Origin of the sequence: Neobacillus sp. OS1-2, assembly GCF_030915505.1 — a bacterium.
Taxonomy (GTDB): Bacteria; Bacillota; Bacilli; order Bacillales; family Cytobacillaceae; genus Neobacillus.
In genome coordinates, this window is sequence record NZ_CP133265.1 from 3,870,829 (window position 1) to 3,894,142 (window position 23,314).

Annotated in this window: 24 protein-coding genes, 1 pseudogene and 1 riboswitch; of the genes and pseudogenes, 21 read left to right on the top strand and 4 right to left on the bottom strand. The window is 40.4% G+C overall.

The features are described from left to right. Positions 1 to 17 precede the first annotated feature (17 nt). The gene (locus RCG19_RS19210; RefSeq protein ID WP_308108419.1) at positions 18 to 2,087 is read right to left on the bottom strand and encodes a peptidoglycan D,D-transpeptidase FtsI family protein; all 2,070 of its coding nucleotides are present in this window, start codon (positions 2,085 to 2,087) and stop codon (positions 18 to 20) included. A gap of 88 nt (positions 2,088 to 2,175) precedes the next feature. On the opposite strand from RCG19_RS19210, the gene RCG19_RS19215 reads away from it, so the two are divergent. Beyond that, on the top strand, positions 2,176 to 2,568 hold the full coding sequence (locus tag RCG19_RS19215; RefSeq protein WP_166242699.1) for a hypothetical protein: 393 nt from the start codon (positions 2,176 to 2,178) through the stop codon (positions 2,566 to 2,568). A gap of 42 nt (positions 2,569 to 2,610) precedes the next feature. Here the strand turns inward: RCG19_RS19215 and RCG19_RS19220 are convergent, their stop codons facing one another. Genes RCG19_RS19220 through RCG19_RS19230 form a run of 3 tightly spaced genes read right to left on the bottom strand, consistent with a single transcriptional unit; the run spans position 2,611 to position 6,267 of the window. Next, a complete protein-coding gene (locus RCG19_RS19220) occupies positions 2,611 to 3,090 on the bottom strand; it encodes a (2Fe-2S)-binding protein (RefSeq protein ID WP_308108420.1) in 480 nt (159 codons plus the stop codon). Further along, positions 3,087 to 3,926 (bottom strand): FAD binding domain-containing protein, encoded by an 840-nt coding sequence (locus RCG19_RS19225; protein WP_308108421.1) that lies wholly within the window; start codon positions 3,924 to 3,926, stop codon positions 3,087 to 3,089. Before RCG19_RS19225 ends, RCG19_RS19220 begins: the two co-directional genes overlap by 4 nt. Further along, positions 3,913 to 6,267 carry a xanthine dehydrogenase family protein molybdopterin-binding subunit gene (locus RCG19_RS19230; protein ID WP_308108422.1) on the bottom strand — a complete coding sequence of 785 codons (2,355 nt, stop codon included), beginning with the start codon at positions 6,265 to 6,267 and terminating at the stop codon, positions 3,913 to 3,915. Before RCG19_RS19230 ends, RCG19_RS19225 begins: the two co-directional genes overlap by 14 nt. A 349-nt stretch (positions 6,268 to 6,616) precedes the next feature. Here RCG19_RS19230 and RCG19_RS19235 point away from each other — a divergent pair, with 349 nt between their 5' ends. From RCG19_RS19235 to RCG19_RS19330, 20 genes and pseudogenes are all read left to right on the top strand, one after another. Next, the gene (locus RCG19_RS19235) at positions 6,617 to 7,393 is read left to right on the top strand and encodes a TerC family protein (protein WP_308108423.1); all 777 of its coding nucleotides are present in this window, start codon (positions 6,617 to 6,619) and stop codon (positions 7,391 to 7,393) included. Positions 7,394 to 7,524: 131 nt separating this feature from the next. Beyond that, positions 7,525 to 7,956 (top strand): GtrA family protein, encoded by a 432-nt coding sequence (locus RCG19_RS19240; protein WP_308108424.1) that lies wholly within the window; start codon positions 7,525 to 7,527, stop codon positions 7,954 to 7,956. Positions 7,957 to 7,966: 10 nt separating this feature from the next. Then, positions 7,967 to 8,632, top strand: a complete 666-nt coding sequence (locus tag RCG19_RS19245; RefSeq protein WP_308108425.1) for a phosphatase PAP2 family protein — start codon at positions 7,967 to 7,969, stop codon at positions 8,630 to 8,632. A gap of 38 nt (positions 8,633 to 8,670) precedes the next feature. Further along, a complete protein-coding gene (gene pssA / locus RCG19_RS19250; protein ID WP_308108426.1) occupies positions 8,671 to 9,378 on the top strand; it encodes a CDP-diacylglycerol--serine O-phosphatidyltransferase in 708 nt (235 codons plus the stop codon). 98 nt (positions 9,379 to 9,476) lie between these two features. Further along, positions 9,477 to 9,782, top strand: coding sequence for an iron-sulfur cluster assembly accessory protein (locus RCG19_RS19255; RefSeq protein ID WP_308108427.1), 306 nt, complete (start codon positions 9,477 to 9,479; stop codon positions 9,780 to 9,782). A gap of 128 nt (positions 9,783 to 9,910) precedes the next feature. Next, positions 9,911 to 11,620, top strand: a complete 1,710-nt coding sequence (locus tag RCG19_RS19260) for an ABC transporter ATP-binding protein (RefSeq protein ID WP_308108428.1) — start codon at positions 9,911 to 9,913, stop codon at positions 11,618 to 11,620. 233 nt (positions 11,621 to 11,853) lie between these two features. Then, the gene (locus RCG19_RS19265) at positions 11,854 to 12,609 is read left to right on the top strand and encodes a Cof-type HAD-IIB family hydrolase (protein WP_308108429.1); all 756 of its coding nucleotides are present in this window, start codon (positions 11,854 to 11,856) and stop codon (positions 12,607 to 12,609) included. 116 nt (positions 12,610 to 12,725) lie between these two features. Further along, positions 12,726 to 12,926 carry a cold-shock protein gene (locus RCG19_RS19270; RefSeq protein ID WP_007086815.1) on the top strand — a complete coding sequence of 67 codons (201 nt, stop codon included), beginning with the start codon at positions 12,726 to 12,728 and terminating at the stop codon, positions 12,924 to 12,926. A 179-nt stretch (positions 12,927 to 13,105) separates the two neighbouring features. Continuing rightward, positions 13,106 to 13,630, top strand: a complete 525-nt coding sequence (locus RCG19_RS19275; RefSeq protein ID WP_166244604.1) for a CBO0543 family protein — start codon at positions 13,106 to 13,108, stop codon at positions 13,628 to 13,630. Between the two features lie 159 nt (positions 13,631 to 13,789). Next, positions 13,790 to 14,260: a GyrI-like domain-containing protein gene (locus RCG19_RS19280; RefSeq protein WP_308108431.1), complete on the top strand. Its 471-nt coding sequence runs from the start codon at positions 13,790 to 13,792 to the stop codon at positions 14,258 to 14,260. Positions 14,261 to 14,313: 53 nt separating this feature from the next. Next, positions 14,314 to 14,508, top strand: a riboswitch (cobalamin riboswitch). A 186-nt stretch (positions 14,509 to 14,694) separates the two neighbouring features. Then, a pseudogene (locus RCG19_RS19285) lies at positions 14,695 to 15,659 on the top strand (ABC transporter substrate-binding protein). Continuing rightward, on the top strand, positions 15,625 to 16,686 hold the full coding sequence (locus RCG19_RS19290; protein ID WP_308108432.1) for a FecCD family ABC transporter permease: 1,062 nt from the start codon (positions 15,625 to 15,627) through the stop codon (positions 16,684 to 16,686). Before RCG19_RS19285 ends, RCG19_RS19290 begins: the two are co-directional and overlap by 35 nt. A gap of 3 nt (positions 16,687 to 16,689) precedes the next feature. Further along, on the top strand, positions 16,690 to 18,156 hold the full coding sequence (locus tag RCG19_RS19295; protein WP_308108433.1) for an adenosylcobinamide amidohydrolase: 1,467 nt from the start codon (positions 16,690 to 16,692) through the stop codon (positions 18,154 to 18,156). Next, a complete protein-coding gene (gene cbiB, locus RCG19_RS19300; protein WP_308108434.1) occupies positions 18,153 to 19,118 on the top strand; it encodes an adenosylcobinamide-phosphate synthase CbiB in 966 nt (321 codons plus the stop codon). Before RCG19_RS19295 ends, cbiB begins: the two co-directional genes overlap by 4 nt. Continuing rightward, positions 19,093 to 20,169 (top strand): threonine-phosphate decarboxylase CobD, encoded by a 1,077-nt coding sequence (gene cobD / locus RCG19_RS19305; protein ID WP_308108436.1) that lies wholly within the window; start codon positions 19,093 to 19,095, stop codon positions 20,167 to 20,169. Before cbiB ends, cobD begins: the two co-directional genes overlap by 26 nt. Then, the gene (locus tag RCG19_RS19310) at positions 20,151 to 20,723 is read left to right on the top strand and encodes a bifunctional adenosylcobinamide kinase/adenosylcobinamide-phosphate guanylyltransferase (protein WP_308108437.1); all 573 of its coding nucleotides are present in this window, start codon (positions 20,151 to 20,153) and stop codon (positions 20,721 to 20,723) included. The genes cobD and RCG19_RS19310 overlap by 19 nt, the downstream gene beginning before the upstream one ends. Continuing rightward, positions 20,720 to 21,565, top strand: coding sequence for a cobyric acid synthase (locus RCG19_RS19315; RefSeq protein ID WP_374049558.1), 846 nt, complete (start codon positions 20,720 to 20,722; stop codon positions 21,563 to 21,565). Before RCG19_RS19310 ends, RCG19_RS19315 begins: the two co-directional genes overlap by 4 nt. Continuing rightward, positions 21,562 to 22,353 carry an adenosylcobinamide-GDP ribazoletransferase gene (gene cobS / locus RCG19_RS19320; protein WP_308108438.1) on the top strand — a complete coding sequence of 264 codons (792 nt, stop codon included), beginning with the start codon at positions 21,562 to 21,564 and terminating at the stop codon, positions 22,351 to 22,353. Before RCG19_RS19315 ends, cobS begins: the two co-directional genes overlap by 4 nt. After that, positions 22,323 to 22,922 carry a histidine phosphatase family protein gene (locus tag RCG19_RS19325; protein ID WP_308108439.1) on the top strand — a complete coding sequence of 200 codons (600 nt, stop codon included), beginning with the start codon at positions 22,323 to 22,325 and terminating at the stop codon, positions 22,920 to 22,922. Before cobS ends, RCG19_RS19325 begins: the two co-directional genes overlap by 31 nt. After that, positions 22,874 to 23,308 carry a bifunctional adenosylcobinamide kinase/adenosylcobinamide-phosphate guanylyltransferase gene (locus RCG19_RS19330; RefSeq protein ID WP_308108440.1) on the top strand — a complete coding sequence of 145 codons (435 nt, stop codon included), beginning with the start codon at positions 22,874 to 22,876 and terminating at the stop codon, positions 23,306 to 23,308. Before RCG19_RS19325 ends, RCG19_RS19330 begins: the two co-directional genes overlap by 49 nt. Positions 23,309 to 23,314: the final 6 nt, after the last annotated feature.

Consider the following 23,314-nt stretch of genomic DNA (forward strand, 5'->3'; position numbering starts at 1 on the left):
GCGTTTTTCTCTTTCCCTCATTTTCTCTTCATTTGGAAGTATGTGTCTAAAACTCTTCGTCCAATTTTTAGGCTAACACGATTGTCTTCCTTTCCTTCGTAAGCCCATGGCACTAATACAGCCATGGCTATTTCCGGACGTGTGCTAGGGGCGTAGCTGACTAGGCTAAGGTTCATAACGGGCGGAGGCACTTTCCCGTAATTCCCTCTTAAAGGCCCATCATAAAAGGCTTCGGCAGTTCCGGTTTTTCCGGCAGGTGAATACGGGGCATCTGCGAAAAATTTATAGGCTGTGCCTCCTGGGGACTGCATCACCTTTTTGAAACCTAATTTGACACGATTCATCCATTCCCTTTTTACATCAATCGTATTTAGGACGGTTGGATTGACTTCTTGAAGAATGGGTCCGAGCTCATCCTTTTCATTCGCAGGTTCCCGAATTTGTTTCACCACATGGGCCTGCATACGGTAGCCACCATTGGCAATAGTGGAAATGTATTGTGCCAACTGCATGGCGGAATATGTATCATATTGGCCAATCACTAGGTCAAGTAAATACCCAGGAAGCCTGCTTTGCCCTTTAAATCCCGTTTGTTCATTTGGCAAATCAATGCCGGTTCGAGTTCCCAACCCAAACGAGGCGAAGGAGTTTCTAATGGTTTCGAACGCCATTCTGTTCATGAAATTTAAGGGTTTATCGTATTCATAATGTCCTTTGCCAATATGAATTGCAGTATGGAACATATAGACATTTGAAGATTTTTTTAAGGCTTCAATTTCATTTAATCTTCCTAAATAGGCATAGGATTTTTTGATGGGCGTATCTTTAATCTTGATACCGGAATCATCAAAAGTGGTCCCGGGTGAAATGGCCCCTGTTTTATAGCCGGTTAAAATCGTCGCCCCTTTTACCGTTGAGCCAACACTATAGGTAGTGGTAAAAGTACCTAGTGCATCATCAACCATTTCTACTTTACCGGTTTCTTGATTTTTAACCATTTTTTTACCGGACATTGTTAAGACATCCCCAGTCCAAGGATCCATTAAAACGACATAGGCCCGGTCGGATAAATAGGTGCCGGGTGCTTTCTTAGCCGCCCAAAGTTCCTCTTCAACCACCTTATCGATGGCCATTTGTAAGTCCATATCAATTGTTAAAACAAGATCTTTCCCCTTCTTCCCTGTTAAAACAGATTGGGTGTCAATGACACTGCCTGTTTTATCGGTAATATTTTTCACCTTGGATTTATAGCCATGAAGGACATCCTCATACTGCATTTCTAACTGACTTTTCCCTATTCGGTCATTGTGGCTATAGCCCCTTGCCAAAAAATAATCTAATTGATCTGCAGGCAGACCATCACCGGAGTTGGTCACTTTTCCCAAAACAGATCTTAGTGTATGGTTAAAGGCATAGGTACGATCCCAATCCGTGGTTGTTTCGATCCCTGGAAGAGAATGAAGATTTTCGCTAACCACTGCAAATTCCTTTTCGGTAACCGCTTCGTTTTTTACCATTTGCGAGGTGAATTTATATCCGCTGGTAAATTCACGAAAAATCGCTAGTACTTCAAGGTCTTCATCCGTTAATTCTTTCAAATCTTCCTCCGTGATGCGACCTAATTTTAATTGATAGATTTCTTTATCGGTTATTTTTTTGGCCTCATATAAGCCCCTTTCCATTTTAGTGATTTTACTATCAGCACGTACCTGATTCTTTAACATCCAAAAATCCCGCTTGTCTCTATCTGTGACCTTATCGGTTTTCTTTTCTATCAACTGAGCTAATTTCTTTGCAGTTTCAAGCATTTCTTGTTGACTAAAACCTTCATTTGTAAAAGTAATGGCACTTTTTGGAGCGTTATCGACGATGACACGAAAATCACGGTCGAATAGTTTTCCGCGAGGGACAGGGTGGCTAACGGTAAAATCCTCCTTTCTTTCCAAATCCCGCTTGAAATTTTCTCCATAAACAATTTGAACGAAGCCCAGTCGAAGAATTAATATCGAAAATAATAGAAATACACTAAAGAAAAGTACATTTAGACGAAAAGGAAAATGAGACTTTTTCTTTTTCTGTTTCTCCAAATGGTTGCACATCCTTTGCGTTTTATTTGGATAAAAAGATAGAATCAATAGAAACTAAAGGAAACGGTATATAAATGGAGGGTTGTTCATGAAAAAACAAAATAAGCAGCAAAATCAGTCTCAAAGCTTTCAACAACAACAAATACAGCAACAACAGCAGCAGCTGAATCAAAATCAGGCAATGATGGAGCAGCAATTTCAAACTCAAAAACAGCAAGCACTACAGACGATGCAGCAGGCTGAGCAAATGATCCAGCAAAATGCTTCGATGTCCAATCCGCAGGCAATGCAGCAGGCGGGGCAACAGCTGCAACAGGCTGTTCAACAGCTAAACCAATTGCAAGGAATGGCGGTGACCCAGGCAACCACTGCTCAGCAGCAGCAATTAGAACAAGTCCAGCAGCAAATTGAGCAAGCAGCTCAGACACTTAGTTTGATTGAGTCACTTAATGAGGGAAATTATAGCTTTAAAAAAGGGTAAAGCCTTGACGAACCCAGCTTTCAAATGGAAGCTGGGTTTTTTTTATGCTTGTTTCTCTGCTTGAACAGCCGCTTTTACGGCATCTTTTATTTCTTGATAACCCGTACAGCGGCAGAGATTGGATTGCATCCATTCCTCTATGACCTCTTCATCTGCATTGGGATGCTTCTTTGCCAGGGCATGGCAATTTAAGATAAAACCGGGGGTACAAAAACCACATTGAATAGCCCATTTTTCGACAAATATCCTTTGAATTGGTGAATCCATAAGACTTTCAATGGTGGTAATGGGCTGGTTAATGGTTTCGATGGCAAGGGATAGGCAGGAATGCATAGTTTCCCCATTGATTAATACGGTACATGCCCCACAATCCCCATTTTCACAGGCTCGCTTTGCCCCAGTTAAACCCAGTTGCTCACGCAACGTATGTAAAAGGGTATCAGCCGATCGAACCATTACCTCATGTGTTTCCCCGTTTACATGCAATTTGACAACCGTTTTGGCTAAACTATTTTGGATCATGCCGGTGCCACCTCCAAGGAATCCATTATTTCATGTAAAGCATTTTTTAAAACAAATGTACGGTATTCGCGGGATGCCTGTATGTCATCAATAATCTGCGCTGGCAGTAAACTAACTGCCTTATTAATCTTTTCTGCCATGGAGAGGGATGTTTCATTTAATGCTGCTTCTACTTGGTCGGATCTGAATGGATATTCACATACTCCGCTAAAAGCGGTTCGGATTCTCTGATCCTTCACGAGCGCTGCAATCGAAACGACAGGATAACTAACCTTCGTGATTTTGGTTTTTTTTAAGCTGGCAAAGGGGAGAGACCCATAGCTTTTTTTTACCAAAATTTGCACAAGGAATTCCCCGCTACCGATTTTTAGCTCCTTATCAAGTATATTTGTTAATGGGAGAACCAGCTCACCCTCACTCCTTGCCAGTTTTACTTTTGCATCCGATAAAAGAAGTGGTAAAATACCTTCCCGATAAATTAATCGGCTGTTAATATTTCCTCCAATGGTAATCTTGTTCCTTGAAGTATGATCTGCGATCTGTTTAACCGTTTGCCCCAGTAACGGAAATATTGAGGATTCTGTAATTTTATTCAATGAAACAGCAGAACCGATGACAAATTGATCACCCTGCTGTTCCAATACATGACACTCACGGATCCCCTTAATATCGATAATGGCATCTGCTGCCATTTGATTGATGCGGGAAAAAGTAATAAATTCGGTCCCACCGCTATAGTAGATCACCTTTTTTCCTTGATTGCGAAGCTCTTGATACGTTTGAATCGCTTCGGGTATGGTCTCTGGTTTATAGTATTCAAAGTCAAACGGAATCATTTTGGGTCTCCTTCCGTGTCTTCCAGATTAATTCCGGGATAAGTGGTAAATGATTTAACTCTACCTGTGCCGCTGTGGAAAGGCTATTTGCCAGGGCGCCAGCCATTCCAATGACACCGTATTCACCAATGCCTCGTGCCCCGTATGGTCCATCAGCGGAAGGGGATTCAATAAAATCTACTAAATACTCTACCGGTTGTTCTCCAAACCGCATCATTTGATAGGTTCTTAGTTGTGGATTTAGAACTTTTCCGGTTTCATCAAAAATTAAAGCTTCTCTACTGGCAAAGCTAAGTCCTAAATACATGCCGCCACGCATTTGCTGGGTGGCCATCGCCGGGTTAATGATCGTTCCGCCATCAAGAACTGTTACCGCTTTCAATAGTTTATAGGTACAATCGTTTGTGTCATATTCGATTTCTACCGCTTGGGTTCCAACGGACCACCATGGCCCAGGTTTTCCAAATCCTGTTTCTTTATCCATCGGGGTTAAATGACGCTGAATATATTTTCCATGGCCGACAACCTGTCCCTCCACTGCATGGCCATTTGGATACTTATATCCCAAAGCTAAATCTTCAATGTTGATTCCGTATTCAGGGCTTGGTTTAAGGTATACCCGGCCACCGCCAACCTCCAAATCTTCCATTGAACATTGCATAGCGATGGAGGCAGTTCGTTTTAATTGAGAGATAGCATCATCTGCCGCCGCCATGACGGCTCTTCCAGCTAGAAATGTTGTACTGCTGGCAACGGTCCGCCATTGATGGGGGTCATACTGTGAATTTACTTCCATTGTGACATGGACTTTTTTAATATCCATTTTTAATCGTTCCGCAACTAATTGGGCTAAAACGGTTTTGGTTCCTTGGCCTAATTCAATGGCAGCACAATTCAAATTCACGCTGCCATCTGCCTCAAACTTAATAACAGCTCCTGATTGTGCGTTTGTCGATGTTGTCGATGTCTTCCAAAATGTACTAATGCCCTTAGCCTTTATTTTATTTTTGGAGATTTCAATCCGTTGTCCTTCATCCCATTTAATCAGCTCTTTAGCTCGTTCTATGCATTTATCGACATCACCAATATTATTAGCGTTAAGTACTGTCTGGGTAGGAGAGGTGTTACCGGGTTTAATGGCATTTATTTTTCGTAGCTCCGTCGGATCCATGTTTAATTGTTGCGCCAGCTGATCCATCGTCCGCTCAACTGCAAAGGTGAGTTCCGGGTGGGCGTATCCCCGGAATGACGTGGCAAAAGGATGGTTCGTATACATACAATAAGAATCGCACCAAACGTTCGGTACATCATACGGGCCTGTACAATCGAGTGCCATTGCACGGGTAATCCCGGCAGCTTGATCTGTATATGCACCGGAGTCAATCAAGAAGGTATATTGACCCGCCATTATTTTTCCTTCTTTATTCGTACCAAGAGAAATAGTAGCCTCAAGCCCGATGTGACATGGCGCCGTGATTAAATCTTCCTCACGTTCATATTCCAATTTCACCATTTTCCCGCCAATCGCTTTTGATGCTAAGTACGCAAGCGGTTCTAGCTGAACCGTGCCTTTTCCGCCAAATGCACCGCCAATCAAAGGTGTATGGACGATGATATTTCCTACATCGATATTAAAAAATTGATTTAACACCTTTTTAATCGTGAATGGGGACTGGGTAGTTGAGTGAACAACGACCTTACCGGCCGGATTTATTTCTACTCTTGTACCACGGGTTTCTAATGCTGCATGGTCAGATAAATTAAAGGAATAGCTTGCGCTTATTTTGGAGTCGCATTTTTCCCAGGTCTTAATAAAATCTCCCTTGCGAATTTTGATATGACTGCCAATATTCGTCCCTTGAACAGGGTAGACATTGCTAATAATCTTTATATATTGACCGGAATTTTCATGAATTAACGGTGCATCGTTTTTGAAAGCCTCTCGAGCAGAATTAACCACCGGTAATGGGGTATAGTCAACTTTTACTTGCTGAGAAGCCTTTTTAGCCTGGTATTCATGGTCCGCCACAACAATGGCCACCGGTTCCCCATAATACCGTACTTTTTCGTAAGCTAACGGGGGCCGATCTGCAAGAATGGGTCCGATATGATAAGGGAACGTGTTGCCGGTCACGATGGCACGGACTCCCGGTACTTTCCATGCTTCAGTAAGATCGATGTGGTTAATTTTTGCATGGGCATGTGTGCTGGTTACTAATTTCGCATGGGCTAAGCCCGGGGTTGAGAAATCCCCCAGGTATCTCACCGTTCCTGCTGCTTTTTCGACCGCATCAATTCTCTGTTCGGACGTTCCAACCGATTTCCATGGTTTTTCTTGCATAAAGCGAAGTCCTCCTGGTAAATAAAATATGTGTATCAGGGTTTCTCCACGTTATTTTCTCTTTGGTTGTAAAATTTATACAGATTGACACATGATTAAAAGTATCATATATTATTAGTAATTAAATATTTCCTTTTTAAAGGGGAGTAGCTGCTACAATAAAGTCGTCATTTCGAGGATTCATTTCTCCGGCTTTATTGGCAACATGGACGTTGTTAGCAAGACCTTTACTTTACTGTAATGGTCTTTTTGTGTTTTTTTAGGCCTTTACTGTATCTAAGTAAAGGCCTATTTTTATGGCATGAGGGAGTATTTGTTGAAAATGAAGATCATATTGGGGGAATGAAAGATGGATTTGACTCTTTTACTGGAATATGGATGGGTATTATTGATTTTGGTGGCTTTGGAGGGTTTGTTGGCAGCGGATAATGCCTTGGTTCTCGCCATTATGGTGAAACATTTACCTGAAGAAGAGCGGAAAAAAGCATTGTTCTATGGTCTTGCTGGGGCATTTGTCTTCCGCTTTGCGTCATTATTTGTGATTTCATTTCTTGTTGATGTCTGGCAGGTTCAAGCAATTGGGGCGTTATATTTATTATTCATGGCAGGTAATCATATTTTCCGGAAAGTCATGAGAGGGAAAACAGGCAAAAAAGAGGAGAAGGTATTACGTAAGGCTGGAGGATTTTGGACGACTGTATTCAAGGTAGAAATAGCGGATATTGCTTTCGCCGTTGATTCTATTCTTGCAGCGGTTGCGATGGCAGTGGTTCTTCCAGACACAAAACTTCCCAATATTGGGGGGCTTGACGGTGGTAAGTTCTTAGTGATCTTTGCCGGAGGTATTATCGGATTGATCATCATGCGTTTTGCTGCCAACCAGTTTGTGAAGCTGCTGGAGAAAAGGCCTGGTCTTGAAATCGCGGCCTTTACAATTGTTGGCTGGGTCGGTGTTAAACTTGCTGTTTACACCCTCTCACATCCGTCATTAGCGATTCTTAGTGAAGATTTTGCCCATTCAACAGAATGGAAGGTAAGTTTTTATCTAGTTTTAGTGGGGATTGCGGCTGCAGGTTGGTTTTTTTCAAAGGATCATCCACAAAAAAAGATTGAAAAAGTCTTGTGAAAAGGACGTTGGGATTAACGGGCAATGCTACTTGCTTTGGCCCGCTTAAAACCATTTCTATTTGTTAACTTTTAGGGTACAATAATGAAAGTTGAAATCATTGACCGCTCTTACGGTTTACAGGTGATGGAATGAGATATTCATTTGTTCGTTTTATTATAGTAGGAATCGTAAATACGATAGTTGGCTTATCTTTTATGTATTTATTTTTACATGCATTAGGCCTCACGTATTGGATGTCCACTTTTCTTGGGAATTCAGTCGGGGCCATTGTAAGTTATTTCTTAAATCGGAAATTTACCTTTCAGAGCCAAAATTCTGTGTCAACGAGTGCCATTCGTTTTGTAATTGTCATTGTGTGCTGTTATTTTATTTCCTATCAAGTAGGTGAACGACTTGTGGTATGGCTGTTTCATGCGAATGGGCTGTTTAATGACAAGGTGATAATAGATTTTGCAGTTTTGGTCGGAACGGGAATGTACACTTTATTAAATTATTTTGGTCAAAGGGTGTTTGTTTTTCCTAAAAATACTTCTAAAGTGTGCATGAAGAATAAAATATAGAGGACGTAGTATGAATTTAAAATCGAATCTTATCATTGCTTTCTTCATCAGTACAATTTGTGTTATTGGTTTTAGTCTAGTATCCTTATTGATTAGCGACAAAAAAATTATCCATTTTGATAATCGTGTGATTGCCTTTATTCAAGGACAAGAGACACCTGTTTTAACAAAGGTTATGGAGTTTTTTACCTTCATTGGATCGGCGCCATTTGTGTCAGTCCTGATTATCTTATTTGTATTTTTTCTATATAAAGTATTACATCACCGTTCGGAACTTATTCTATTTATGTCTGTAATTATTGGTTCAGCTGTTTTAAACGGTATTTTAAAGCATATTTTTAAACGGGTACGCCCTGATTTTCATCGTTTGATTGATATTTCAGGATACAGCTATCCAAGTGGACATGCCATGAATGCCTTCACGGTATTTGTAATTCTCACATTTTTACTATGGCGTCATATTCCGAGTCAATGGGGGCGAAGTGTCCTAATCGTTTGCAGCAGTTTTATGATTCTCGCTATTGGGATTAGTCGGATTTACCTTGGTGTCCATTTTCCCAGTGATATAATGGGGGGATATCTTGCAAGCGGGTTTTGGTTAACAACGGCGATATGGTTTTTTCAATATTACCAAGAAAAGCGGTATCAACAGAAATATAAAAGAGCGGGCATATAATTAGTTTGATTATTAACGCCCGGTAATTGAAAAGTGGAGTGGTCTTTATTATTAGAAACAGTATTCCAAATTTATTTACTTTAGCTAATCTTTTTTTTGGATTTTTATCGGTTATGTATTCGGCACAAGGGGATTACAAGAATGCAGCAATCTTGATATTAATCGGGATGATGCTTGATAGTATGGATGGCCGAATTGCCAGAATGCTCCGAGTGGAAAGTGATTTAGGGAAGGAACTTGACTCCTTAGCAGACATTGTTACATTCGGTGTTGCACCGGCGATGATGGCCTATTATTCCTACTTTTCATCCTTTGGCGTGTTGGGGATGGCGGTGGCAGGTCTATTTCCTTTATTCGGGGCATACCGCTTGGCCAGATTCAACATCAATGCGGTGAAATCTTCTTTAAAGTATTTTACAGGTGTTCCGATTACGGCTGCGGGCGGAGTGTTAACCCTGTTAACACTGTTCCATGGTAAAATGGCTGGCTTTATTTTTGTCATTGCCTTCTTTTTGCTTTGCTATTTGATGGTAAGTACGATAAAAATCCCTAGTTTAAAGGATATTCCGTTGCCGAAATACGGAATAATCATTACCCTGTTTTTAGGATATGCCATATACATTGTTTTCAAGAAAGAACAACACCGATTCCCCTATTTTATTTATGTGGCTATACCCCTATATGTCGCCTTTATCGGTTATCAATTGGTCAAGACAAAAAGGAGAAATAATCCGAAAAAAAAATAAGAATATTCAAGGTATTGCCGGTATTATCGCTTGAAACTGTCTATTTTAAGATAATAGTGGGATAATATTGGGGAATACATAATAGAGGAGATCTTAAAATGAAGGTGAAAATTAATCGCAATGCTGCAAAAGCATTGAAAAAAATGTTAGAACAAGAAGAGGCACAGGATAAACTGTTCCGTGTTTACGTCACCAGCGTTCACGGGGATCATGCACACTATGATTTGATGCTTGATAAGCCAACAGAAAATGATGTAGTGGTTCAAACGGATAAGGAACTTGACTTTATTCTTGAGAAAAATAATGAATACCTAGAGGATATCTGGATTCAATTTTTCCATGTACCAAAGGAAGAATGGTTGATTACCAATCCTGCAAAAGGCGCACACCATCATCACCATTAAGATAAAGGAGCACTTGGGGCATATGCTGCCAAGTGTTTTTTTGTGCCAAACCTTCATAATACTTGAAATTGTACATATTTTACTCATATAATCCTAGTATTGCTATTTAAGAAAAAAGGAGATTATCTATGATTCAACGTTTTTTTTCATATTATCGGCCGCATAAACGGCTGTTCCTATTGGATTTCAGCAGTGCTGTGGTTGTTGCCATCCTTGAATTAGCCTTCCCGCTTGCGGTTGGATGGTTTATTGATGATTTGCTCCCCGGGGGTGATTGGAAAACGATCGTTACCGTGAGTACTGGCCTTTTCCTTGTTTATTTAATAAGTACATTCCTGCAATATATTGTGAATTATTGGGGGCATAAGCTCGGAATTAATATTGAAACCGATATGCGGCAAGAATTGTTTGAGCATGTTCAGAAGCAATCATTTCGTTTTTTCGACAATACGAAAACAGGTCATATCATGAGTAGAATTACCAATGATTTGTTCGACTTAGGGGAACTTGCCCACCATGGACCGGAGGATGTCTTTATAGCATTGATGACGTTTATTGGCGCCTTCTGGATCATGATGACGATTAATGTGAAATTGACACTTGTAGCCGTGATCATTCTTCCCTTTTTGATGCTCTTGGTTGTGGTTTGTAATTTAAAAATGAACAAGGCATGGAGTCAAATGTATTCAAGCATTGCGGACGTCAACGCACGCGTTGAGGATAGTGTTTCCGGTAGCCGTGTTGTGCAATCATTTACGAATGAAGAGTTTGAGATTGCTAGGTTTAAACAGAATAATCAACGCTATCGCGGGGCTAAGTTAGGCGGCTATCGTGTCATGTCGTACAGCCTTTCAGGGATTTATATGATGACAAGGCTTATTACGATTATCGTTCTTGTCTATGGTGCCTGGCTAAGCTTTTCGGGACAACTTACGTACGGGGAATTAGTAGGCTTTATCCTCTATGTCAATGTCCTCTTTAAACCAATTGATAAAATCAGTGCCATAATGGAGTTGTATCCGAAAGGAATGGCGGGTTTTAAACGTTTTATTGAATTGATTGATTCGGAACCGGAAGTAAAGGATACAGAGGATGCGGTTGAGGTGGAAACACTTAAAGGCAATATTCTATTTAAAGAGGTTTCCTTCCGTTACGATCGGCACAAATCAGTCCTAGAAAATATTAATTTAACCATTCGCTCAGGTGAGACTGTAGCCTTTGTTGGGCCGTCAGGAGCGGGTAAAACAACGATTTGCTCCTTGATTCCGCGATTTTATGATGTCAATGAAGGTGGCATTTATATTGATGGTCTAGATATCCGCAACATGACAAAAAAATCGTTGCGTTCTCAAATTGGGATTGTACAACAGGATGTATTTCTATTTACCGGGACACTCCGTGAAAATATTGCTTACGGGAAACAGCATGCAACCGATGCGGAAATTACTGAGGCGGCACGCCGTGCACACCTAGAAAAGTTTATTGCGTCATTGCCGGATGGGTACGAGACACAGATTGGCGAACGAGGATTAAAGCTTTCCGGCGGTCAAAAACAGCGTATTGCAATTGCCCGTATGTTTTTAAAAAATCCGCCTATCTTGATTCTGGACGAAGCCACTTCAGCACTTGATACAGAAACAGAAATGGTGATTCAAGAGGCCTTGACAGAGCTTGCGCAAAATAGAACCACCCTCATTATTGCCCACAGGCTGGCAACCATCCGTAATGCCGACCGGATTGTGGTTGTAACAGAAGAGGGAATTGCCGAAGAAGGCCGTCATGATGAATTAATTGAACAGGACGGTATTTTTGCTAATCTTCACCGAGCTCAATTTTAGGCGGCAATAACCTAAGAAAAGCGCAAGGCGCCTGAAGCTGGCCATTCTCAAAGTCGAAATTTTTACTTTCGTATCACATACAGCTGGATCCTGTTAAAATGATGCAGGATTCTTTTTTTGATTGTTAAACATAAAAATATTATGTAAATCATCAAGGGTTGAATCTTTGAAAAATAGAAAACAAAAGTGTACGCTAAAGGAAGTAAACAAGAGGAAGGAGTTATTTACTACATATGGAGAATGTTAAAAACGATAGTGACATTAAATTAGTAGCACTAGATATGGATGGTACTCTTTTAAACAACAAGGGTGAGATATCAGTAGCGAATCGGCAGGCAATTAAAGCGGCTCAGGAGAAGGGAATCTATGTGGTTCTAAGTACAGGTCGGTCATTAAAAACAAGTCGAGAACATGCAGATGCGCTAGAACTGACATCGTATTTGGTGACCGTTAATGGCAGTGAAATCTGGGATGAAAAACGGGAGCTGGTCGAAAGGAATTTAGTGAAAGCAGAATCAATTGCATGGATGTGGGAACTAACAAAACAGCATAAAACAAAGTTTTGGGCGATCAGCACGGAACGGAATTGGCACGATGAAATGCCCGAGGACATACATACAATGGAATGGTTAAAATTTGGCTTCAATATTGATGATGATGCTACAAGGGAGCTTATTCTAAAGGAATTGGAGGCAAAGGGCGAATTCGAGATAAGTAATTCCACCTTAAAGAATATTGAGGTCAATCCGTTTGGAATTAATAAAGCGAAAGGCCTGGGTATTGTCTGCAGCCGTCTCGGAATTGAAATGAGACATGTCATGGCTTGTGGCGACAGCCGCAATGATTTAATGATGATTAAAGAAGCAGGTCTTGGTGTAGCCATGGGGAATGCACAGGATGTAGTAAAAGAGGCAGCGGACTGGGTTACAGGAACAAATGAAGAGGATGGCGTGGCCCAAGCAATTCATAAATGGGTTCTTCATAGATAAAAAAATTACTTTTTAGCTTTTTTTTGGTATATGACGATAATTTATGGGTAAAAATAATTGGGCAAGTATATTTTGCAAAATCATGTAATTGTTACATGCTAGGAGGCTACAAAGAAATGGAACATGGTAAGGTAAAATGGTTTAACGGTGAAAAAGGGTTTGGATTCATTGAGCGTGAAGGTGGAGATGACGTATTCGTTCATTTCTCAGCGATTCAAGGCGAAGGATATAAAACCTTAGATGAAGGTCAAGAGGTCACATTTGATATTGAAAATGGACAACGTGGACCGCAAGCGGTTAACGTTCGAAAAGCATAAGACCTGCCAAAAAAACAGACCCTGTAATGGGGTTTGTTTTTTTTGTGGAGAAAAATAAAAATTCCTCAGGCCATTACTACATATTTTTGGAAGAACGGCGATTTTTCTAAATGTATATGTAAATAATTTACAGTTAAATGGAAATAATGAAGGTAAGAAGAATGTGAAGGAGACTGCTAGTGAGTCTGAATCTTATCTATGGAGCCATTTTTATTTTTTCTGGACTAAAATGGGGGGATTGGAAAAATTGGCATTCCTTTTACCCTACTTTCCTGTTCTTAATGGTGGGAGATCTCGTCTATCAATTTTTATTTTTTAAGCACAGTATGTGGGAATATGTTCCTGTGGGAAACGAAAAAAACTGGGCAACACACACGCACATTGCCATCCTGATCATGTTAATAAAATATCCTGTTACGATTAGTATCTTCCTAGGTCATATGCCCAAGGCAACATGGAAAAAGATCATACATATTCTGGTATGGACATTGATTTATACGATCAATGAATTCATTGATCTGAAAATAGGATCGATGGTTCACAAAAATGGCTGGAATTTGGGATGGTCAACTTTTTTTAGTTTTGTCATGTTTTGTGTACTAGCTGTGCATTATAAGAAGCCTCTTTTAGCATGGATTCTTTCAGCAATCTATGCCACCTTCTTATGGAATGTCTTTGATATACCACAAAGTATATTAAAATAACGAAATGAAGGTATCCGCTTCTTGGGAATACCTTCATTAGTTGTGTAAAATTATTTGAAAATAGAAATTTCTCTTATTTCGTCGAATAATATTAGCAGGAATTTGAGGGATATTATTAGAATAATATAAATATGATGATAGAAAAAGGGGGGGATTTGCTTGGATATCCAAGTGGTTGAGAGAGATGAAATAAAAGTGGTTGGTATTTCATGGAATGGTACATATTCTGAGTTAGGAATAATCCCTAATTTATTTGAAAAAATGATGGAGCGGATGGAAGAAGTTTCCTATCAGACGAAAGAACCGTTTTTAATTGCACCGTTTCATAGCAGGGAAACGGAGGTTACCTATTATGTCACAAAGCCAGTTGAAAAAATTGATGAGATCCCAGAGGGCATGGTTGGCTTTACCATCCCTAGGAAAAACTATGTATTCACTGTCCATAAAGGCAGTCATGAGGACATTGAAAAAACATACCAGAAACTGTCTGTTTGGATGGCGGAATATGGGTATGAAAGGGACTATTCTGCATTAAGCCTGGAAATCTTTAAAGAAGAGAATAAATTGACTAACGCTATAGGCGATCTTCATTATGAAATTTATTTACCGGTAAAGGCCTATAAGGGATAGAAAAAAATATATATACAAATGATTTTTTTTATATGATAATAGATTTAAACAAAAAATAATATTTTGGAAAAGGTGCAAAAAAGTCAGTAGATAGACTTTTTGCTTAAAAGGGAAGTTGGTTAAAAACCAACGCGGTCCCGCCACTGTAAATGGGAGCAACCTATCGAATGTCACTGTCCAACTGGATGGGAAGACGTAGGGAGCGATGAACATGAGCCAGGAAACCTGCCTTTTTCTTTGCGCCAAAAACCTACGAGGATAGGAGGTGTGGAAGACTAGACGATATTTACTTTGTGTTAGTAATTAAATCTAATCATACCCGCATCCCCTTACAATAAGGGGATGTTTTTTGTGTTTTAGGTAGAGTCTAGTGTGGGGCGAGCAATTTTATCTTTTTGTTAGATAGTTAATTTTTCAGAAAGCAGGGAAATGATATGAAAAGGATTTATTCACTATTGCTAATTGCCTTATTAACATTAGGAGTATTAGCAGGCTGTGCAGAAAAGCAGGAGCAGGTTAAAGAGGATAATAAGGCGAATGTTGAAAATAAAACAGAGGCTGCCTTTCCGGTAACGATTAAAGATGCAAAAAGTAATGAGGTAGTCTTAGAAAAAAAACCTGAAAAAATCGTTTCACTGATCCCAAGTAATACGGAAATTGCCTACGCGTTAGGGCTTGAAAAAGAAGTAGTTGGTGTTTCCGATTTTGATAATTACCCTGAAGGGGTTAAGAAAAAGAGAAAATAGGCGGTATGGAAGTTAATCTTGAAAAAATTATTTCATTACAACCCAATTTAGTATTAGCACATGCCTCTACGGCGGATAATTCTAAAGCAAGCCTGCAGCAGTTAAAAGATGCCGGCATTGCAGTTCTTGTTGTGAACGATGCTCAAAATTTTGAGCAAGTGTACGATTCCATCAGTATGATTGGCAAAGCTACTGGGGAATCGAAGAAAGCGGACGAGCTTATTCAAGTGATGAAAGAAAAGTTGGCTGAAATTAAGGCACAGGCGAACGATATCAAAGAAAAGAAAAAGGTATTTATTGAAGTTTCACCTGCACCGGAAATTTTTACAACTGGGAATCATACGTTCATGAATGAAATGCTAACGATGATCAATGCCGAAAACCTAGCAGCCGATCAAGAGGGCTGGGTCCAGCTTGATCAAGAAGAGATCATAAAACGTAATCCGGATGTAATCATTACTACATATGGCGGCTATGAAAAGGAAAAACCGGCCCAGCAAGTATTAAGCAGAAAAGGCTGGGAAAATGTCAATGCCGTAAAAAATAAGCTAGTAATCGATGTAGATTCTGATCGTGTGACACGTTCAGGACCTCGAATTGTTGAAGGAGTAGAAGATCTTGCGAAGGCTGTTTATCCAGAAGTATTTAAATAATCCATATATAGCTTTTACCCTGGCAGGACTATTCCTGTTCATTTCCATGCTTCTAGGAATCTCCATCGGAACTGTTTCAGTTCCGATGGGAACGATTATCCACATTATGATGGCTAAGCTTTTTGGGTTACCATCACTAGATGTCATCGATCCAATGCAAACAAGTATTGTGCTGAATATTCGCTTGCCTAGGGTTCTATTAGCTGGTCTTGTTGGGGCGGCTCTTGCGATAGCGGGAGCGGCATTTCAAGGCCTGTTACGGAATCCATTAGCAGATCCATATACATTGGGGGTCTCATCCGGTGCTTCCGTTGGGGCTGTACTGACATTGTTCTTTCATTTATCCATCCCTTTTATTGGGATGTTCACATTGCCATTATTGAGTATTCTATTTTCATTTTTTACCATATTCCTTGTTCTTGCCTTTGCCAGAAAAATTGAACGATCAATGAGAGTCGAGACGATTATTTTAACAGGAATTATTTTCAGCTCTTTTTTAGGTGCATTTATTTCACTTATGATCGCTTTAACCGGTGATGAGTTACGGCAAATTATTGGCTGGCTCCTGGGCAGTGTGTCAATGAGGGGCTGGGAATACATAAAAATCATCTTACCGTTTTTTATTTTGGGTTCAGCGATCCTCCTTTTTAATGCAAAAGAATTAAATGCGATGTCATTTGGGGAAGAGCGTGCGCAGCACTTAGGTGTTAATGTCCAGAAAAGAAAGCTCATCATTCTTTCTGCTGGTTCAATATTAACAGGAGCAGCAGTTGCTGTATCAGGGACGATTGGTTTTGTTGGATTAGTTATACCCCATCTTTCAAGAATGTTATGGGGACCCGATCATCGCTACCTTCTTCCACTTTCCATTTTAATCGGAAGTGGGTTCTTAATTCTCGCTGACCTCGTGTCCAGAACCATTATTTCTCCAACAGAATTACCGATTGGGGTTATTACTGCTTTAATTGGTGCACCAGTTTTTGCGCTGATTCTGCTCCAAAGAAAACGGATGGAAAGAAGTGGATAGAATATGCTTAGCGTTCAACACGTTTCGGGTGGTTATGCAGATGAATCCGTTTTAAAGGACATTTCATTTCAAGTAAAACGAGGGGAATTGTTCGGGATTTTAGGGCCAAATGGAAGCGGAAAAACGACCCTTTTAAAAATGATTAGTGGGATCTTACCGTTTAAACAAGGTGATATTTTCATAAATGGAAAAAGGCTTCAGGAATATGGAATCAAACAGCTAGCACAAATGGTCGCTGTTCTTTCGCAGCATTCTTCACAATCGTTTTCCTACACGGTTAAAGAGACCGTTTCACTTGGTAGATATGCTCATCAAAAAGGCTGGTTTCAAACATGGACCAAAGAGGATGAGGATGTTGTTCAGCGAGTAATGAACCAAACTGGAATATCGTTATTTCAACAAAAAAACATTCAAGAGTTATCTGGTGGCGAAAGACAACGGGTATTCCTTGCGCAAGCATTGGCCCAGGAGCCTGAAATTCTTCTATTAGATGAACCAACAAATCATTTGGATTTATCTTATCAGAAGGAACTTCTTGACCTTTTAACACACTGGACAATGGAGAAGGGCTTAACGGTCATCTCGATCTTCCATGATTTAAATCTAGCTGGTTTATATTGCGATCGATTGCTGCTGCTTGAAAAGGGAACCATCAATAGTAATCATATTCCGAATGAAGTCTTAAGAGAAGATAGAATTAGAGAGGTTTACCATACCAAGATTCAAAAACAACCCCATCCGAAGGTGGCAGCGCCGCAATTGGTGTTACTGCCGGAAGTGGAACGGAGAATGGAAAACTTTGAAATTACTGAAGAAATGATACTGGTTTCAAATGAGTTCATTAAATTGCAATCCCCTGCACCGTTAAGAACCATGTCTTCAGGTGTGGTCGGGGCGGGAACAGGCTGGCATCAGACATTTGTTAATCGCCACGTCAGGAAGGACTATAATTGTGATGATCATCGAAGGGAAATGGCGGCCTTTTTAAAGGATAAGGGCTTTGAACCATCAGCGACTGTTGGGATGATGACAGCTGTGGTCCTTGAGGATGTTGCATACCAAAGGGTCAAACAGGACGACTTCTCGGTTTTAGTTGTTGTCACGGCAGGGGTTGGAAATGCAATTGATGCCTCGAAAAGTGAAAGGCATGACCTCATTCAACTTCCTGGGACGATTAACACGTGGATTTTCGTAAATGGTGAATTAACAGAGGAGGCCTTTATTCAAAGCATCATAACCGCTACGGAAGCAAAGGTAAAAGCGATGCATGATTTAAAGGTAATGGATAAGGTCACTGGAACGATTGCGACTGGAACGTCAACGGATAGTATTTTAATTGCGGCTACCCAATTTGGGAAGGAGCTAGAGTTTGCTGGAACGATTACCCCTTTAGGCAGGCTTATTAGTAAAGTTGTGTATCAATGTACAACAGAGGCGATTCAAAAGTCACAAAAAAGGAAGCACCAATGATTCTTTATCACGTAATTGCCATTTTGACTGCTTCTATCCTTGATTTGTTTGTAGGTGATCCACCCAATTGGCCGCATCCTGTAAAGTGGATTGGAAAATTGATTGCACATCTTGAAAAGCGCTGGAATTCCGGGGAGTTTAAAAAATGGATCGGGCTAGTCATGCTCCTTTTTGTTTTACTATTGGTCTTCACGATTGTATTGATAGTTGTTTTAATAGGATACAAGATTCACCCCCTTGTAGGAATCGCTGCGGAAAGTATAGTTATATCTACCACCATAGCCCAAAAAAGCTTGAAGGAAGCGGCTCTTGAAGTCTACCACCCATTAAAATCCGGGGATCTGGTCGAAGCCAGAAAGAAACTTTCTTATATTGTGGGCCGCGATACGAATGACCTTGACGAAAGTGAAATTGCAAGAGGGGCGATAGAGACGGTTGCTGAAAATACATGTGATGGTGTGACTGCCCCTTTGTTCTGGGCACTCATAGGTGGTGCCCCGTTAGCAATGGTCTACCGGGCAGCCAATACATGTGATTCGATGGTGGGGCATTTGAATGATAGATACAAAGAGTTCGGCTGGGCATCTGCTAAATGGGATGATGTGATGAATTGGATTCCGAGTCGATTAACGGGGATGATCATGTTAATAGGAAAACTGCCATTCAGGAGTGATCATCGCAAAGCCTGGTCGATTTTAATTCGTGATGCCAAAAAGCACCCGAGTCCAAACAGCGGCTGGGGTGAGGCGGCAGTGGCTGCTATTCTAGGTATTCAATTGGGCGGTATCAATTATTACAAAGGAATGATTTCTAATCGTGCAAAAATGGGAGAGGCTCATTCTCCTATTCAAGCCCACCACATCTTAAAGGCGAATGACATTTTAGGGAGAACTGTTTTCTTATTTTTATTATTATTAGCGATCGGAGGGATGCTTGTTGAATTGGCCGTCACATGGTTCTAATCCCCAATACCTATATAAAGCAATGGGGCAGTCACTCCCAGTGGATTATACTGATTTTAGCGCGAATATTAACCCACTTGGACCACCGTCTTCATTGAAAGAGAAGTGGCCGGAGTTTTATCAGGAAATTTTTGTTTACCCAGACCCGCATGCTATCAAGTTAAAAAAGATAATTGCACAGAAAGAACGTATTCCTGATCAATCTATATTAATTGGAAATGGCGGGGCAGAGTTGATTTCCTTGATTGCAAGGATGCTCACAGGAAAAAGGGTGTTGTTGATCCAGCCAACTTTTTCCGAATATGAAAATGCCTGCAAGGCAAACAATTGTGATGTAGTGTATCACCAACTAAGGGAGCCGGATTTTGAATTAAACCTTGATGAGTTGCATAAAAAAATAGAAATTGCTGATACATTGTTCTTATGTAACCCAAATAATCCAACAGGCATTCAGTATCCAAGTTCAACGATTATTTCATTAATTAAGAAATGTGAACAGCAAAACTGCTTGGTGATCTTAGATGAGGCATTTTTCGATTTCTTAGAAGAGTATGATTCATTTATTCCATACATAAATACATGTTCAAATTTAATTATTATTCGCTCAATGACCAAAATGTTTACAATCCCTGGAATTCGCCTGGGATATTTAGTTGCTCAGCCTGCGATTGTAAAGAGACTAAACTCCCTGCAAGCGCATTGGAGTATTAATACCCTTGCATTGTTGGCAGGTGAACTGTGTTTACAGGATGAATCCTTTATTCAATTGACACGGGAATATATCTGTGATGAACGGAAACGGTTGTTTACTTTTTTTAAGCAATACGGATTTGTCGTATCTTCATCCAAAGTGAATTTCTATTTATTGAAGGATCCACTGTTGGATGATCAGTTTCCTTTGTTCGAATTTCTACTTAACAAGGCTGTCATTCCACGGCATACCGTTAATTTTCCCGGTTTGGAGGGGAAATGGCTTCGATTTGCCATAAAAGGCAGGGAAGAAAATACGGCACTAATGGAGGTGTTGGCGGATTGGCACAATCATCATTAATCTTCATTACCGGCGGTGTTAGAAGCGGAAAAAGCAAAATGGCTGAAAAATTGGCAATCGAGATGGCTGGCAAAAATGGCGGCCGATTAACCTATCTGGCAACGGGGGTCCCATCAGATCAAGAAATGCAGCAACGAATTGACAGGCACAAGGGTGATCGGTCTGCTGGGGACTATTGTTGGCAAACCATTGAACAGCCCGTTCAGATCGGAACACTGTCCGATTCTGTAGTAGAGAGTGATATCATTTTAGTAGATTGTGTGACAACTCTTTTGAATAATGAATTATTTTCTACCCAAAGAAGGTGGGACGAGTCTTTTTTTACATCTGTCAAAGATTCGATTATTACTGGAATTCTATCGCTAAAAAGGCGGGCAGGAGCCATAATTGTTGTAAGTAATGAGGTTTTAAACGAGCCACTAATCGGAACAGACCTTGTTTTTTTATATGGAAGATTATTGGGACAAATCCATCAAACATTAGTAAATGAAGCGGATCGGGCTCTATTAGTGGAGACTGGGATCCCCATCGTAATGAAGGAAGTGGGACGATGAAAGGAATCATGATTCAAGGTACTGCTTCAGATGTCGGTAAAAGTTTAATAGTTACGGCATTATGCCGGATTTTAGCAAACGAGGGTGTGAAAGTCGCGCCATTTAAATCGCAAAATATGTCAAATTACACCTGCGTTATAGCAGACGGAAAAGAGATTAGTAGAGCACAAGGAATTCAAGCAGAAGCGGCCAGATTAATAGCAACTGAATGGATGAATCCAATTGTATTAAAGCCGCTTCCAAGCCAGCAAGCTGAAGTGATTTATTTCGGAAGATCGATAGAATTACTTTCTGGAAGGGATTACCGGGACCACTTTTACGAAAAGGGTTTGGAGGCAATTAAGGAATCTCTAGACCAATTAGAAACAGAATATGAGATGTTAGTGATTGAAGGGGCTGGCAGTCCAGTAGAAATAAATTTAACCGATCGCGAAATGGTCAATATGAGAGTGGCAGAAATGGCAGACGTTCCAGTAGTGCTTGTAGCTGATATTGATCGCGGCGGAGTCTTTGCCAGTATTGTTGGAACGCTCGAACTGCTAAACCCTGGCGAGAGGCAAAGAGTAAAGGGATTAATAATTAATAAATTCCAAGGGGATCTTACATTATTCGAGGATGGGATTCAGTGGCTGGAGGAAAAAACAGGGATTCCTGTGGTAGGTGTCTTGCCATTTATTGAAAATCATATGATAGAGGTTGAGGATTCGTTGTCAAAGGAAGTAGAGGTAACGGTTGAAAGAATTACTGCAGATGAAAGATATGAGAACCTTGCTGCGGAGATGAAACGTCACCTTAAATGGGATCTTATTAAAGATATCATCCATCAATGGGGCGGAAGATGAAAAAAATTTTAAAAGGATTCATGATTAACCTGCAATTTTTTACGGCTATTCCCATTACGCGTGAATTACCAATGGACCAAGAACATCTGAGAAAAGCCGTGCAGACTTTTCCGCTAATTGGTTTATTTCAAGGAGTTTTTTATGCATGTTTATTTTTTGCTGTTCATCAATTTACTCCTTTTTCTCATTTAGCTACTGCCTTCATCCTTTGGCTGGCAACGATACTTCTAACGGGAGGAATACATCTAGATGGCTGGATGGATGCGAGTGATGCTTACTTTTCCTACCAGAATGTAGAGAAAAGACTTGAAATCATGAAGGATCCAAGGTCAGGTGCTTTTGGTGTCCTTTCGGTCATGGTGTTATTATCGTGCCGATTTTTATTTATCTATGAGAGTACGTTAAATCCTACTCCCTTACTATACATCTTTATCGCTGGAATCCCGTTTTTGAGTAAAAGTAACATGGGTGTCCTATTATTAACTGTTAAAACAGCTAAAAGTGAAGGTCTGGGTTTATTATTTCAAAGTGCAGCAAAACCACAGGTATTAAGGATCTATCCTTTTTATCTTATTGGCTTTCTGTTGCTTGTCCTGTTTTGGTCTGACGGTGGCATTCTTATTAGCATGTTGATTTTAACCGCTACTGGTTGTTTCTTTTTTTGCCGCCGTTATGCTGTGAAATGGTATGGTGGAATAACGGGAGATGTGCTGGGAGCTTCTGTGGAAGGGACTGAGTTAATCCTATGGATGACCGTGTGGTTATTGCATTATTTCGTCATGGAGTAACAGAAGAAAATAAGCGAAAGGCTTATTTAGGATGGAATGATTCCGAATTAACGGTTGAATCTGCCAAAATGTCGACCAGTAAGAACTATGAATCCTATTTTTCTAGTGATTTGCAAAGATGTATCCGCACGGCAAAAATCTTATTTCCCACAAGTATTCCATATCAATTAAAAGAGTTACGGGAAATGAATTTTGGTGAATGGGAAGGGAAGACATACGACGATTTAAAGGAAGACCAGCACTATTGTCAATGGGTGTCAGACGTTGTGAGTGTCTGTCCACCTAGAGGTGAGTCTTTTCATGAGTTTACTAGCAGGGTGCAGACTGGTTGGAAAAGAATAATGGACGTTGTCCTTCTTCAACGGCTAAAGAGCTGTGCGATCATCACCCATGGCGGTGTGATTAGATATCTTTTAACTAAATATGCACCGGATAAGAAAGACTTTTGGTGCTTTCAGGCACAGCATGATCAAGGGATTGAACTTATTTTTTCGAAAGAAGCTTTAAAGGGGGATGGACGATGCACTTCATTACTGGAGGTGCCTTTAATGGTAAGAGAAAATGGGTAAAAAAGGAATATAATAGGAACCAGGAAAAGCAATGGCTATCTGCCTATAACGGTTTTCCGCTTCCCTTCACTATACCAGAAAACCACCTTGTTGAGGTAGTTCTTGAGGGAATAGAGGTATGGGTGAAGGAGTTGACAATGCGATATGATGCTGACCGTTGTCGCGAAATTTGGAACGGATGCTTAGAGGCGTGGATTTCATGGGAAAAGGAAAGGGCAGAGCGAAAATTGATTGTGATTGGGACTGATATTACAAAAGGAATTGTACCAGTCAAAGAAGAAAATAGACTATGGCGAGATGTAACGGGATGGGCCTATCAGGATGTAGCAGCTAAATCAGACAAAGTTGATGTCATATGGTATGGATTAAACCAAACAATTAAATAGAGGGGG